This is a genomic window from Xenorhabdus sp. Sc-CR9, assembly GCF_963897815.1.
Taxonomy (GTDB): domain Bacteria; phylum Pseudomonadota; class Gammaproteobacteria; order Enterobacterales; family Enterobacteriaceae; genus Xenorhabdus.
This window is the reverse complement of record NZ_CAWQTY010000222.1, coordinates 23,916-36,346: the sequence shown is the minus strand read 5'-3', so window position 1 is coordinate 36,346 and position 12,431 is coordinate 23,916. Positions and strand designations below refer to the sequence as shown.

General features: G+C 47.6%; 11 protein-coding genes. 10 read left to right on the top strand and 1 reads right to left on the bottom strand.

Annotated features, from left to right (window positions below):
* Positions 1-146 precede the first annotated feature (146 nt).
* A complete protein-coding gene (locus AACQ81_RS17710) occupies positions 147-1,238 on the top strand; it encodes a hypothetical protein (protein WP_237385754.1) in 1,092 nt (363 codons plus the stop codon).
* 420 nt (positions 1,239-1,658) lie between these two features.
* Here AACQ81_RS17710 and paaZ read toward each other — a convergent pair whose 3' ends face one another.
* Positions 1,659-3,731: a phenylacetic acid degradation bifunctional protein PaaZ gene (paaZ, locus tag AACQ81_RS17705; RefSeq protein WP_237385753.1), complete on the bottom strand. Its 2,073-nt coding sequence runs from the start codon at positions 3,729-3,731 to the stop codon at positions 1,659-1,661.
* A gap of 326 nt (positions 3,732-4,057) precedes the next feature.
* On the opposite strand from paaZ, the gene paaA reads away from it, so the two are divergent.
* The 9 genes from paaA (at position 4,058) to pcaF (ending at position 12,339) form a co-directional block, all read left to right on the top strand.
* Positions 4,058-5,008: a 1,2-phenylacetyl-CoA epoxidase subunit PaaA gene (gene paaA / locus AACQ81_RS17700; RefSeq protein WP_237385752.1), complete on the top strand. Its 951-nt coding sequence runs from the start codon at positions 4,058-4,060 to the stop codon at positions 5,006-5,008.
* Positions 5,009-5,070: 62 nt separating this feature from the next.
* Positions 5,071-5,358 (top strand): 1,2-phenylacetyl-CoA epoxidase subunit PaaB, encoded by a 288-nt coding sequence (paaB, locus tag AACQ81_RS17695; protein ID WP_092552587.1) that lies wholly within the window; start codon positions 5,071-5,073, stop codon positions 5,356-5,358.
* A gap of 12 nt (positions 5,359-5,370) precedes the next feature.
* Complete coding sequence (gene paaC / locus AACQ81_RS17690; RefSeq protein WP_237385751.1) at positions 5,371-6,147, top strand: 1,2-phenylacetyl-CoA epoxidase subunit PaaC; 777 nt, start codon at positions 5,371-5,373, stop codon at positions 6,145-6,147.
* An 18-nt stretch (positions 6,148-6,165) separates the two neighbouring features.
* Entirely contained in the window at positions 6,166-6,669 is a 504-nt protein-coding gene (gene paaD, locus AACQ81_RS17685) for a 1,2-phenylacetyl-CoA epoxidase subunit PaaD (RefSeq protein ID WP_237385750.1), read from the top strand.
* Between the two features lie 14 nt (positions 6,670-6,683).
* Positions 6,684-7,787: a 1,2-phenylacetyl-CoA epoxidase subunit PaaE gene (gene paaE / locus AACQ81_RS17680; RefSeq protein WP_237385749.1), complete on the top strand. Its 1,104-nt coding sequence runs from the start codon at positions 6,684-6,686 to the stop codon at positions 7,785-7,787.
* A gap of 59 nt (positions 7,788-7,846) precedes the next feature.
* Positions 7,847-8,620, top strand: a complete 774-nt coding sequence (gene paaF, locus AACQ81_RS17675) for a 2,3-dehydroadipyl-CoA hydratase PaaF (protein WP_237385748.1) — start codon at positions 7,847-7,849, stop codon at positions 8,618-8,620.
* Between the two features lie 3 nt (positions 8,621-8,623).
* Positions 8,624-9,421, top strand: coding sequence for a 2-(1,2-epoxy-1,2-dihydrophenyl)acetyl-CoA isomerase PaaG (paaG, locus tag AACQ81_RS17670; RefSeq protein WP_237385747.1), 798 nt, complete (start codon positions 8,624-8,626; stop codon positions 9,419-9,421).
* Between the two features lie 2 nt (positions 9,422-9,423).
* Positions 9,424-11,055 carry a 3-hydroxyacyl-CoA dehydrogenase gene (locus tag AACQ81_RS17665; RefSeq protein ID WP_237385746.1) on the top strand — a complete coding sequence of 544 codons (1,632 nt, stop codon included), beginning with the start codon at positions 9,424-9,426 and terminating at the stop codon, positions 11,053-11,055.
* Between the two features lie 69 nt (positions 11,056-11,124).
* Positions 11,125-12,339 (top strand): 3-oxoadipyl-CoA thiolase, encoded by a 1,215-nt coding sequence (gene pcaF / locus AACQ81_RS17660; protein ID WP_237385745.1) that lies wholly within the window; start codon positions 11,125-11,127, stop codon positions 12,337-12,339.
* The last annotated feature ends 92 nt before the right edge of the window (positions 12,340-12,431 follow it).

Genomic DNA, 12,431 nt, shown 5'->3' with positions numbered 1-12,431 from the left:
CGAAAAATATGGAAACAGTATAATCATTTCCTATTATTTACTTACCCGATTAAAATATATATCCAATGGATTTCAGAATGCAGCAAAGCCAACAAAACTGTAATTTAAAATACGAAAGATATAAATAAAATCATTGAGAGGGAAATATGCCAAAAAACATCATTTTTCTATATGGAATGCTAGACGAGAATCGTAGATATATCCATGAATCAGTCATTCCAGGCAAAGAAAACGTGAATAAAGATAATATATACGTTACGTTAAATTCATTAACTATGGCTTTATCTTTAGAGGGTGAAATAGGAATAAGAAAATTTTTCGAAAATACACTGAAAGTGAAAAAGAGAATGGCAGAATACCATAAAAACATTATAAATTATAATATAACAAGAACCCTCAATGAAAATGAATATAACAAAAATATGCTGATTACAAAAAGCGTCTCAGAAGTTTTATTGAATAATTGGCTTGAATTTCTATATCAAAATAAAGAGCGGTTATCGATAAGCAAAAGTCTGATAAGAAAAAGTGCCAAAGATTCAATCAAAGGTGACTATAAGTCAAGATTTCTCAATAAAAATCTAAGTAATTCACCACCCAATATCAAAGTTAATGGTTATACTGAATTCGATGATAACAGCTATATTTATTGTCTAAAAAATCCAGATAAAAATCGCATTTCCTCAATTGATAAAGCCTTTGATACATTTATTAGTCAAGGAGATAAAGAAGGATTCAGATTCTTGGTAGATCTTGATACGACTGTGACAATCTATACAAATAAAAATGAAAATAACTATATAATAAAAAGCTTTATTTCTGCATTTTTAAGAAAAGCGTCTAAATTAACATTAGATTGGCTAAATGAAGAAATAAGAAACCCACGTTCTTTTATTAATGGGATGAGATTTATTACTGATTACATCAGTGAAAACAATGATAATTACTATGCAGATACACTAGATAATGTTCACCCATTTAACCCTTTCCATCATAGTTACCAACTGGGTTATAGTAAGAAAGATGAACTAAATTATCTTGACGCTTCCAATAATTTTTACCCAATCACTTTTTCAGAATATCGACACTTCAATAAAAATGACTATAGTAATGAAAATATTAACATGACAACAGTAAATATCAATATCAACGAAGTGGTCAAGGCAAAAATAAATAAATCTATACAAGATAAGAAAGCGAAAGTATTAGCTAAGAGAATAAAAAATTATAACGCCTGATTATAATTAAATTGAAAAACCAGATAACTGACACACCACCTGTTACTGCATTACATAAAGTATTTACATAAGGTATTTCATCTGTTTTTATTATCTACCCACTATTTTTGAGCAACAATACCAGAAAAGAATACATCATCAGGCGTTAACAAGTGAATTAGCGTACATCACTTCTCTCATCAATACATCAGTTTCTATTATCATCAATTTTATACCTCAGTCAATTCAGTCAATTTATCTAATTAATGACAGACTCTTAATATTTTAAATTACTTGCAAAGCAAAGAGGAGGAATACTCAGATGAAGATCCATTCACTTAAAACCTGACAAAATAATGTCGATATTTTTGAAAATAGCCTGAGGCTTTCCTCAGGCTGTTCTATTTCCTGACGTTAAACGCGTTCAGGTTTACTTATTGCCTATACCGACGCGGCAAAATCCCCCAATTGCCGTTCTACCAGAGTCAGGATACTGTAAAGCGCTACAGGTTGTTGCTCCTGATTGAGAATTTGTACATCCCACATCACGACGCCATGTGGTTTATCTTCTGGTGTTTTCTGGGCTTTTTTAATTTTCTTCTTGCACGTCAGACGTACTTGAATAGTATCACCAATTTTGACGGGTTCAATGAAACGCAGGTTTTCCATGCCATAGTTGGCAAGTACAGGGCCAACCGCGTCATCAACAAACAAGCCTGCAGCAGCCGATATAACAAAATAACCATGAGCAACACGTTCGCCGAACAGAGATTCAGCCGCGCCAATTTTATCCATATGGGCATAAAAATGATCCCCGCTCAGGCAAGCAAAGTTGACGATATCCGCTTCGGTAACAGTACGGCGCGCCGTCAACAGACTTTCACCTATCTCAAGCTGCTCGAAATATTTACGGAACGGATGTACCGGATCTTCTTTCACTTTCGCACCACGGACCCACTCACGACCAATCGCAGCCAACATGCTTGGGCTTCCCTGAATCGCAGTACGTTGCATGTAGTGTTTCACCGCACGCAATCCCCCCAATTCTTCACCGCTTCCCGCACGTCCCGGGCCGCCATGTACCAGCATGGGCAGTGGGGAACCATGCCCCGTGGATTCCACAGAAGCTGCTTCATCAAGAACCAGCATACGGCCATGGGCACTCGCGGTTGCACGAATGACCTGGACTGCCACCTGCTCATCCGCTGTCACCAGTGAGCCGACTAAACTCCCTTGCCCCATCATTGCCAATGTGATGGCCTGCTCAGTATCCTGATATGCCATCAGCGTAGAAACTGGCCCAAAGGCTTCCGTATTATGTACCACCTGATTTGTCATAGGATCCGCACAATGGAGCAGAGTAAGTGGATAGAATGCGCCATTACTGTTGCTGTTACCTGTCAGCACCAGTTTGTCCAGTGAACCGCCACATAAAAGCTCGCAGCCGCTATTCAATAATTCATTGACCTTCGACTGTACTTCATCACGCTGTTCTAGGTTAATCAACGCCCCCATGCGAACTTCTGGCAAAGCAGGATCACCGATTGCCACACCGGACAACCGCTTGAGTAACGCTTCTTTTACTGTTTCCATCTGATCAGCAGGCACAATAATCCGTCGGATAGCGGTACATTTCTGCCCAGCTTTGACGGTCATTTCGCGGACAACTTCCTTGATAAATACCCCGAACTCCGGCATTTCAGGAGTCACATCCCCGCCTAAAATGCAGCAGTTGAGAGAATCAGCTTCCATCGTAAAGGGAATGGATTTCTCTATCAGACGAGGATGAGCACGCAGCGCCTGCCCCGTCCGGGCTGAACCTGTAAAAGTTATGGCATCCTGATAATCAAGATGATCAAACAGATCGCCAATACCCCCGCAGATCAACTGCAAGGCTCCCTCCGGTACCAGACCACTGTCGATGATCATTTTCACCATCGCCTGTGTCAATTGAGCGGATGCTGTTGCAGGTTTAATAATCGCCGGCATACCCGCCATCCACGTTGGTGCTAATTTTTCCAGCATTCCCCAACAGGGAAAGTTAAAAGCATTAATATGCAGAGCGACCCCGGGACGGGAAGTCAGTACATGTCGAGCCACAAACTGAGACTGTTTGGACAGCGGGATCATCTCATCTTCCGGCCACAGGGTATCATCCGGCAACTCCCGTCCTGCCAATCCGGCATAAGAGAACAGTGTCGCAACCCCTCCTTCAATATCCACCCAGCTATCTGAACGGGTCGCACCCGTCTCTGTCGAAATAGCATATAATGCTTCTTTGTTGACAAGCAGGTGCTTTGCAACGGCTTTCATCATCTGCGCACGTTGCTGGAACGTCATCGCCGCCAGCGCCTTTCCCCCTTTTTCACGGGCATATTCTAAACTCTTTGCCAATGGCAAACCTTCTGAAGAAACTTGATACAAGGCCTCACCGCTTACCGCATGATGAATCGTTCTGGTATTGCCCTGCCCATAAGCCCAAGTTCCGCAAATGTAACTCGTTAACTGTTGCATTTTTTTCTCCATCAATCGCATTAATGAATCAATTATTAAGTAACAGCATGATATTTATGTATCATATTTTACGATAACAAGACCACCAGAAAGAATAATAAAATTAAAACATTCTCATTCTATCCCTGATTTATATTATTACCCCATCTAAAAACAAAAAAATAAGTATATGTTTTTAAACCAATTAAAAATAACATTGTGATGAGGGCGACAAATATACAACATTAACATTTGATATTTTTGTTAACAGTTTATAAATTTACAGTTAAAAGTGATTCGTTTTTTAATTTAAAAATAGAAAATAAGAATCATAAATGGAGTCCAACATGACAACTGACCCACTTCAGGCTCATTTTGATGCCCGGATCGCAGCGGATCTATCCATTGAGGCTAAAGACTGGATGCCTGAATCCTATCGCCAGAACCTGATACGCCAGATCAGTCAACACGCACACTCGGAAGTGGTCGGCATGTTACCGGAAGCAAACTGGCTCACCCGGGCACCGACACTGCGCCGTAAAACCGTGCTGCTCGCCAAAGTACAGGATGAAGCAGGGCACGGGCTGTATCTCTATAGTGCCGCCGAAACACTGGGGTGTACTCGTCAAGATATCTATCAAAGACTATTAGATGGCAAGATGAAATACTCCTCTATATTTAACTACCCCACACTTACCTGGGCGGATGTTGGTGTCATTGGCTGGCTGGTGGATGGCGCAGCCATCGTCAATCAGGTCGCCTTGTGCCGAGCTTCTTACGGTCCTTATGCCCGCGCAATGGTGAAAATCTGCAAAGAAGAGAGCTTCCATCAGCGACAAGGTTATGAAGCCGTCATGGTTCTGGCGAATGGCAGTGAAGCCCAACGCGCGATGTTACAAGATGCTATCAACCGTTTCTGGTGGCCTACGTTGATGATGTTCGGTCCCAATGACAGCGATTCGCCCAACAGCGCCCAAAGTATGGCGTGGAAGATCAAGCGGTTTAGTAATGATGAACTCCGGCAGAAATTCATTGATAACACGGTGCCCCAGTTGGAAGCGCTGGGTATGACCGCGCCCGACCCGGAACTGGCTTGGGATGAAGCAACCGGACATTACCGCTTTGGTGAAATCAACTGGGGCGAATTCTATCAAGTGCTGAAAGGACAGGGCATATGTAACCACGAGCGGCTGGAAGCCAAACGGCGGGCTTGGGAAAACGGAAGCTGGGTACGCGAAGCCGCTTCTGCTCATGCCAAAAAAATAGCTGACAAAAAACGGGCTGCACGGTTCGTCTAACCAGTTCACCTAACTCATTTTTTGCGTTATCTGAACAGAATCGGAACAGGAGAATAAAGCTAATGAACGATACCGATTGGCCACTGTATGAAGTCTTTGTCCGCAGTAAACAGGGGTTAGTTCACCGTCATGTCGGCAGCCTCCATGCGGCAGATGATCAAATGGCACTGGAAAACGCGCGTGATGCTTACACCCGTCGTAATGAAGGCTGCTCTATCTGGGTAGTGAAGTCCATTTATCTGGTGGCTTCACAACCCGAAGACCGCAGCGCTTTTTTCGAGCCATCGGAAAATAAAATTTACCGTCATCCGACTTTCTACACCATCCCTGATGGCATCAAGAACATGTAGGGGAACGGCAATATGAATACACACAGCGTTTCATCACTCAACCATGATTTGTTTAATTACGTGCTACGTCAGGGAGATACACCATTAATTCTGGCACAACGCCTGTGCGAATGGTGCGGTCATGCACCAGAGCTGGAAATTGACCTTGCCCTGTCCAATATCGGTCTCGACCTGCTGGGGCAGGCGCGTCATTTTCTCAGCTATGCAGCTACTCTTTCAGAAACAGGATTCGATGAGGATCATCTGGCATTTTGTCGTGATGAACGTGAATTTCTCAACTTGCTGCTGGTGGAACAGCCCAACGGCGGTTTTAACTACACCTTGGTGCGCCAGTTCTTTATCGATGCCTATCATTTTTTGCTGCATCAGGCTCTGGGGCAAAGCCGTGATCCCCAACTGGCCGCCATCAGCAACAAATCATTGAAAGAAGTGGAATATCACCTGCGATTCAGCCGGGGCTGGATGATGCGTCTGGGCGATGGAACGAAACAAAGCCGCCAAAAAATCCAGCAATCGCTCGATCAACTGTGGCGTTTTACCGGCGAACTGTTCCATTGTGACGAAATAGAGCAGCGGCTGGCTGAAGAGGGTATCGCCGTTGATCCCCGAACCCTGCATAAACCCTGGCTGAAAATCGTCAGCGAAACACTCACAGAAGCCACTTTAGAAATGCCACCGGAATCACCTTACCGACAAGGCGGCAAGCAAGGCCTGCACACAGAACATCTGGGATACATGCTGGCAGAAATGCAATACCTGCAACGTACTTACCCTGACTGTCATTGGTAATAAAACGCGGAGGGGACGATGGAACAGCAACTAAAAACATTACAGCAGCCGGAAGTCCATCAGATCTGGCAATGCCTGCACCAAATTGCCGACCCAGAACTGCCCGCGCTCTCCATTACCGACCTCGGCATGATACGCACTGTCACGCCCTTGCAATCGGGCTGGCGGGTGACATTTACCCCGACATATTCTGGTTGTCCGGCAACGGAGTTTTTGCTCAACGAAATCAGCAACACACTGACACAAGCAGGCTTTTCCCCCGTCTATATTGAGGTAAGCCTGACACCCGCGTGGACAACCGACTGGATGAATGCAGATGCCAGACAACGCCTGCGAGAATCCGGCATAGCCCCACCCCAAGGGTTGGTTTGTGAAAAACGAACTGATGCGGAACCCATCACCTGCCCGCGTTGTGGCAGCCATGAAACCGAAAAAATCAGCGAATTCGGCTCCACCGCCTGCAAAGCCCTTTATCGCTGTCAGCAATGTCTGGAACCGTTTGACTATTTCAAATGTATTTAACAAGGGAACAGAAGATGGTTACTTCTCATCAAACACGTTCACATAGCTTTCACCGTTATAGCTTTCACCGCTTAAGTATCTCTGCCATTGAACGGGAAACACCGGAAGCCGTGACCGTCACGCTGCATGTCCCCAGTGAGCTAAAAAAACATTTTAACTATCAACCGGGCCAGCACCTGACACTTAAGGCCCGGGTGAACGGTGAAGAGCTGCGCCGCTGCTATTCCATCTGTAGTTCACCGCTGGATGGTATATTGCAAATTGGGGTCAAAGCCATCTATCAGGGTCGTTTCTCGACTTTTATCAACCAACAATTGAAAGTTGGCGATGAACTGGAAGTTATGCTGCCACAAGGCAACTTTGGCCATCGTCCCATTGCCACCCAACAAGGGCGTTATCTGGCTGTCGCCGCTGGTTCCGGTATCACACCGATTCTATCAATCATAAAAAGTACGTTGGCACTGGAACCGGATAGCACGTTCACCTTGATTTACGGTAACCGCACCAGCCGTTCGGTCATGTTCAAAGAAGTGCTTTCCGATCTTAAAAATCGTTACCTGAGCCGTTTTCAGGCACTGTACCTGTTCAGTCAGGAAACAACCGATAGCCCGCTGTTTAACGGACGCATTGATACCGGACACCTGCACTGCATCGGCAAAACCCTGCTCAATTTTTCCCAATTTGACCACGCTTTTCTCTGTGGGCCGGAAGCTATGCTGGATGATGCCCACTCTGCGCTGGAACAATCGGGAATACCGGCCAAATGCATCCACAGTGAACGTTTCAATACCGGACGCGCCCAGATAAGTCCCCGCACCATCAATCTTGCTGAACGCAGCGATATCCCTGTCGAAATTCATCTGGATGGACGCACCTTCAACATCACCATGAACGCCGAAGATGACAGTATTCTCGATGCTGCCCTGCGCCAAGGCGCAGATTTGCCTTACGCCTGTAAAGGCGGCGTATGCGCGACCTGCAAATGCCAGCTTAAATCCGGTGAAGTGGATATGCATGTCAATTACAGCCTCGAACCCGATCAGTTGGCTGCCGGTTATATCTTAAGCTGTCAGTCATGGCCGAAAAGCGATGGCGTCGTTGTGGATTTTGACGTTTAAGTTCATTGCGTTTAAGTACATTGCATAGTTTAAGTACATTGCATAAATGAGGAACGAATATGAGCCAGGAATGGATTTTATGCCGCCAGCAGCAAAGAGTACGCACTCTGACCCTCAACCGTCCTGAAGTGCGTAACGCCCTCAGCAATGACTGCCTTGAACTGCTTGTCCGGCAGTTAGAACAGGCAGATGAGGATGAAGACACAGGTGCTATTGTTATTACAGGCTCATCGCGCTTTTTCGCGGCAGGTGCTGATCTGAAAGAACTACAACAACAGACCGTAGCAACAGCCATGACAGACCGCCGTCCACAACTTTGGCAACGCTTAAACAACATTAACAAACCCCTGATTGCAGCGGTCAATGGCTACGCCCTTGGTGCCGGCTGCGAATTAGTGCTGGCCTGTGATCTGGTGATTTGTGGGGAAGGTGCCCGTTTGGGCTTGCCGGAAATTACTCTGGGGCTGATACCGGGGGCGGGTGGGACGCAGCGTCTCATCCGCAGCGTCGGCAAGGCGCTGGCTTCCCTGATGATACTGACGGGTGAGTCCATCAACGCCAAGCAGGCACAACAAGCAGGAATGGTCAGCGAAGTGTGCACCGATGACCTGACGTTAGAACGTGCCGAACAGATAGCCCAACGCATCAGTGAACTTTCTCCGCTGGCACTGCGGGCAGCCAAAGCCGCTCTCAAAACCGCACAGGAAACCAGCCTGTCACAAGGGTTACTCGCCGAACGCCAGCAGTTTGTCGCCCTTGCGGGTACGACCGATCGTCAGGAAGGCATTGCTGCCTTTCTGGAAAAACGTAAACCAACATTTAAAGGATCTTGATAGATGGAAAACATGCCCGTGGTACTCACCAATATTGAGGCTGGGGTCCTGAGCATCACACTTAACCGCCCAGAATATCTCAATAGTTTTAACGAGGAATTGCATCAACAATTAAGTAAGGCAATGGATATTGCGGAACAGGATGAATCAGTGCGCTGTGTTCTGCTTACAGGAGCTGGACGCGGCTTCTGCTCTGGACAAGATTTAAATGATAGAAACACCGTTATTTCTGATGGCGGCATTCCCGATCTCGGCAAATCTGTTGAACGTTACTACAATCCGCTTATCCGACGCATGACTTCCTTGCCCAAGCCCATTATCGGAGCCGTCAACGGTGTTGCGGCAGGGGCTGGTGTCTCCCTTGCACTAGCCTGCGACATTGTGATCGCGTCCCGCACAGCCAGCTTCATTCAGGCCTTCTGCCGCATTGGCCTGACACTAGATTCCGGCGGCAGTTGGTTATTGCCCTATAAAATCGGGCATGCCCGTGCAATGGGGATGGCATTGTTGGGAGAAAAAATCAGCGCAGAACAAGCCTTGGCATGGGGCATGATCTGGCAAGTCGTCGAACCTGAGGAATTAGAGAATAAAACCCGGGAAGTCGCACAACATTTAGCTGCCCAGCCTACAGTGGCACTTGGCTGCATCAAGCAATCCACTTACGCCGCAGCCAGCAATACCTTAGAGCAACAACTTGACCTCGAACGCGACTTACAACGTCAATGCGGACACAGTGAAGATTTCCGTGAGGGAGTGAGTGCGTTCATTGAAAAACGTCAGCCAAAGTTTCAGGGGAAATAGCGATGAAAACGCCACCACTCAACGGTCCCATCGCCGTCATTGGTGCGGGAACAATGGGCATCGGCATTGCTCAGGTCGCGGCTCAGGCAGGACATTCTGTCCTGTTGTTTGATGTGAGTGGCGAAGCTGCACGTCATGCGCTGGATAATCTCCACACCCGTCTGAATCAGCGGGTGGAGATGGGGAAAGCAGAGGCGGGCGCAACGCAGGTCCTGCTACAGCGTATCACTCGGGTCGATTCATTGCAGGCACTGGCACCTTGTGTGCTGGTGATTGAAGCCATCATCGAACAATTGGAAGCCAAACAAAACCTATTCCGCCAACTGGAATCCATTTGTTCAGCCCGAACCTTGTTTGCCAGCAACACTTCGTCACTGTCGATTACCGCCATTGCCCGTGAACTGTCTACGCCACAGCGCATGGCAGGGCTGCATTTCTTTAATCCGGCCCCCTTGATGAAACTGGTGGAAATCATACAGGGTCTGGAAACTTCCCTCCAAACCGTGGAAACACTTAAGGTTCTCATTGCAGATTGGAAAAAACAGCCCGTGGTCTGCCGCTCCACTCCGGGGTTTATCGTCAATCGCATTGCCCGCCCGTTCTATGCGGAAGCCCTGCGCGCATTAGAAGAGCAAGTCGCCAGCCCCCCAACACTGGATGCGGTCATGAAAGAGTCCGGTGGCTTTGCGATGGGACCATTACAACTGATGGATTTGATCGGGCATGATATCAACTACGCGGTGACCGAATCCCTTTTCCACGCCTTCTACGGCGATCCCCGTTTCCAGCCTTCACTGCAACAAAAAGAGTTAGTAGATGCAGGCTATCTGGGTCGCAAACGCGGTCGTGGGTTTTATATTTATGATATAAAAGGAAATGATAAAAAGAAAGATACCCAGCTACAGCCTAAAATAGAGCCTAAACAGCCCAAAGGACAAAAACTGCCAATGCGGATCAGAGCAACGGGCAATTGGGTTGCTTTACCTCATTTTGTCAGCCTGCTACGGCAACCCGATTTACAGAAATATAACATCGTCTTTGAAGAACACAAAAATGACCGGTTCCATTCTCCCACCTTGCAGCTTGATGACGTCATCTTGATACTGACCAAAGGGAGAACATGTGCTCAGATCACTGACGAAATCAGAGTACCGGTGATGCAGTTTGATTTGTCTGCCAATCATCAAACGGCTTCCATTATCACGCTCAGTACTGCCTACCAGAATACACCCCAGCAAACAGCAAAAGTGATTAGTTTTATACAATCGCTGGGCAAGCAGGTGATCCTTCTGCCGGACTATCCCGGCTTGCTGGCAATGCGCACTGTTGCCATGTTGTGCAACGAAGCGCTGGATGCTGTCAATAAAGGCATCGCCAATGCGGAAGATATCGATCTGGCGATGCGTTATGGCGTGAATTATCCCATCGGCCCACTGACGTGGGGTGAACAAGTGGGCTGGAAGCACATTCTCACCACGCTGGAAAACCTGCATAAATACTATGGAGAATCCCGTTACCGCCCTGTACCTCTTCTGCGCCAGCTGGCGGCAGATCATGCCAGATTGCAACTCTCCCGGCGGCACGAAGACCATAAACACAAAAACAATAATAAGGGGAGCAGCCATGCGCGATAACACCACCCACCAACAGGCCCGCCACCATATTGAAACCTTAATTCAGAAAAACAAGCCGGGAGAAAAATCATGACTCATGCGTTTATCTGTGATGGTATCCGTACCCCCATCGGCCGTTATGGCGGTGTACTTTCCGGCCTGCGGGCTGATGACCTGGCTGCCCTGCCTCTACGGGCATTGATGACCCGTTACCCTAAACTGGATTGGGGACAAATTGATGATGTGATCCTCGGCTGTGCCAACCAAGCGGGGGAAGATAACCGCAACGTGGCCCGTATGGCGCTGTTGCTGGCGGGATTGCCGGATTCAATATCGGGTACAACGGTTAACCGTCTGTGCGGCTCCGGTCTGGATGCTCTGGCCTTTGCCGCCCGCAGCATCAAAGCGGGTGATGCCCAACAGGTATTGGCGGGGGGTGTTGAATCAATGACCCGTGCCCCTTTCGTCATGGGCAAATCTGACAGTGCATTCAGCCGCCAAACGGAGATTTTTGATACCACCCTCGGCTGGCGTTTTATCAACCCAGTGATACAACAGCAATTTGGCACAGATTCCATGCCGGAAACAGCAGAAAACGTCGTGGCCCAGTTTCAAATTAGCCGGGATGATCAAGATGCTTTCGCTCTGCGTAGCCAGCAACGCGCAGCCAACGCACAACAGCGCGGCGTACTGGCGGAAGAAATCATCCCCGTGACTCTGCCTTCACGCGGTAAAAAAGGCACAGCAACGATCGTCTCACAAGATGAACACCTTCGCCCTGAAACTACATTAGAACAACTGCAACAGCTCAAAACCCCATTCCGTACTGACGGCACCGTGACCGCAGGTAACGCATCCGGCGTCAATGATGGCGCGGCGGCGCTCATCATCGCCTCAGAAACGGCAGCATTACGGCAAGGGCTGTCACCACGGGCACGCATCATCGCAACGGCAACATGCGGAGTAGAACCCCGCATTATGGGGATCGGGCCAGTACCAGCCACCCGCAAAGTACTGGAGTTGACCGGCCTTGGCTTACATCAAATGGATATCATTGAGCTGAACGAAGCCTTCGCTGCGCAATCACTGGCCGTACTGCGCCAATTGGGTTTGCCTGATGATGCAGAACATGTCAACCCGAATGGTGGCGCGATTGCACTGGGCCATCCGCTGGGCATGAGCGGTGCACGCCTTGCGCTGACAGCGACACTGGAACTGGAACGGCGTGCAGGGCGCTATGCTTTATGCACCATGTGCATTGGCGTAGGACAAGGCATCGCCATGATTATTGAACGTATTTCATAGCACCAATTTATACCTGATAACTGATTAAAAAACTGAACCAACACCTGCACATAACTACAAAAGCAACCTGTTACAAACAAATCAACAAAAGG

Coding starts and splice junctions, on each gene's coding strand:
- AACQ81_RS17665 (WP_237385746.1), top strand. CDS start 9,424: ATGAAAACGCCACCACTCAACGGTCCCATCGCCGTCATTGGTGCGGGA.
- paaE (WP_237385749.1), top strand. CDS start 6,684: ATGGTTACTTCTCATCAAACACGTTCACATAGCTTTCACCGTTATAGC.
- AACQ81_RS17710 (WP_237385754.1), top strand. CDS start 147: ATGCCAAAAAACATCATTTTTCTATATGGAATGCTAGACGAGAATCGT.
- paaA (WP_237385752.1), top strand. CDS start 4,058: ATGACAACTGACCCACTTCAGGCTCATTTTGATGCCCGGATCGCAGCG.
- paaB (WP_092552587.1), top strand. CDS start 5,071: ATGAACGATACCGATTGGCCACTGTATGAAGTCTTTGTCCGCAGTAAA.
- paaF (WP_237385748.1), top strand. CDS start 7,847: ATGAGCCAGGAATGGATTTTATGCCGCCAGCAGCAAAGAGTACGCACT.
- pcaF (WP_237385745.1), top strand. CDS start 11,125: ATGACTCATGCGTTTATCTGTGATGGTATCCGTACCCCCATCGGCCGT.
- paaC (WP_237385751.1), top strand. CDS start 5,371: ATGAATACACACAGCGTTTCATCACTCAACCATGATTTGTTTAATTAC.
- paaZ (WP_237385753.1), bottom strand. CDS start 3,731: ATGCAACAGTTAACGAGTTACATTTGCGGAACTTGGGCTTATGGGCAG.
- paaD (WP_237385750.1), top strand. CDS start 6,166: ATGGAACAGCAACTAAAAACATTACAGCAGCCGGAAGTCCATCAGATC.
- paaG (WP_237385747.1), top strand. CDS start 8,624: ATGGAAAACATGCCCGTGGTACTCACCAATATTGAGGCTGGGGTCCTG.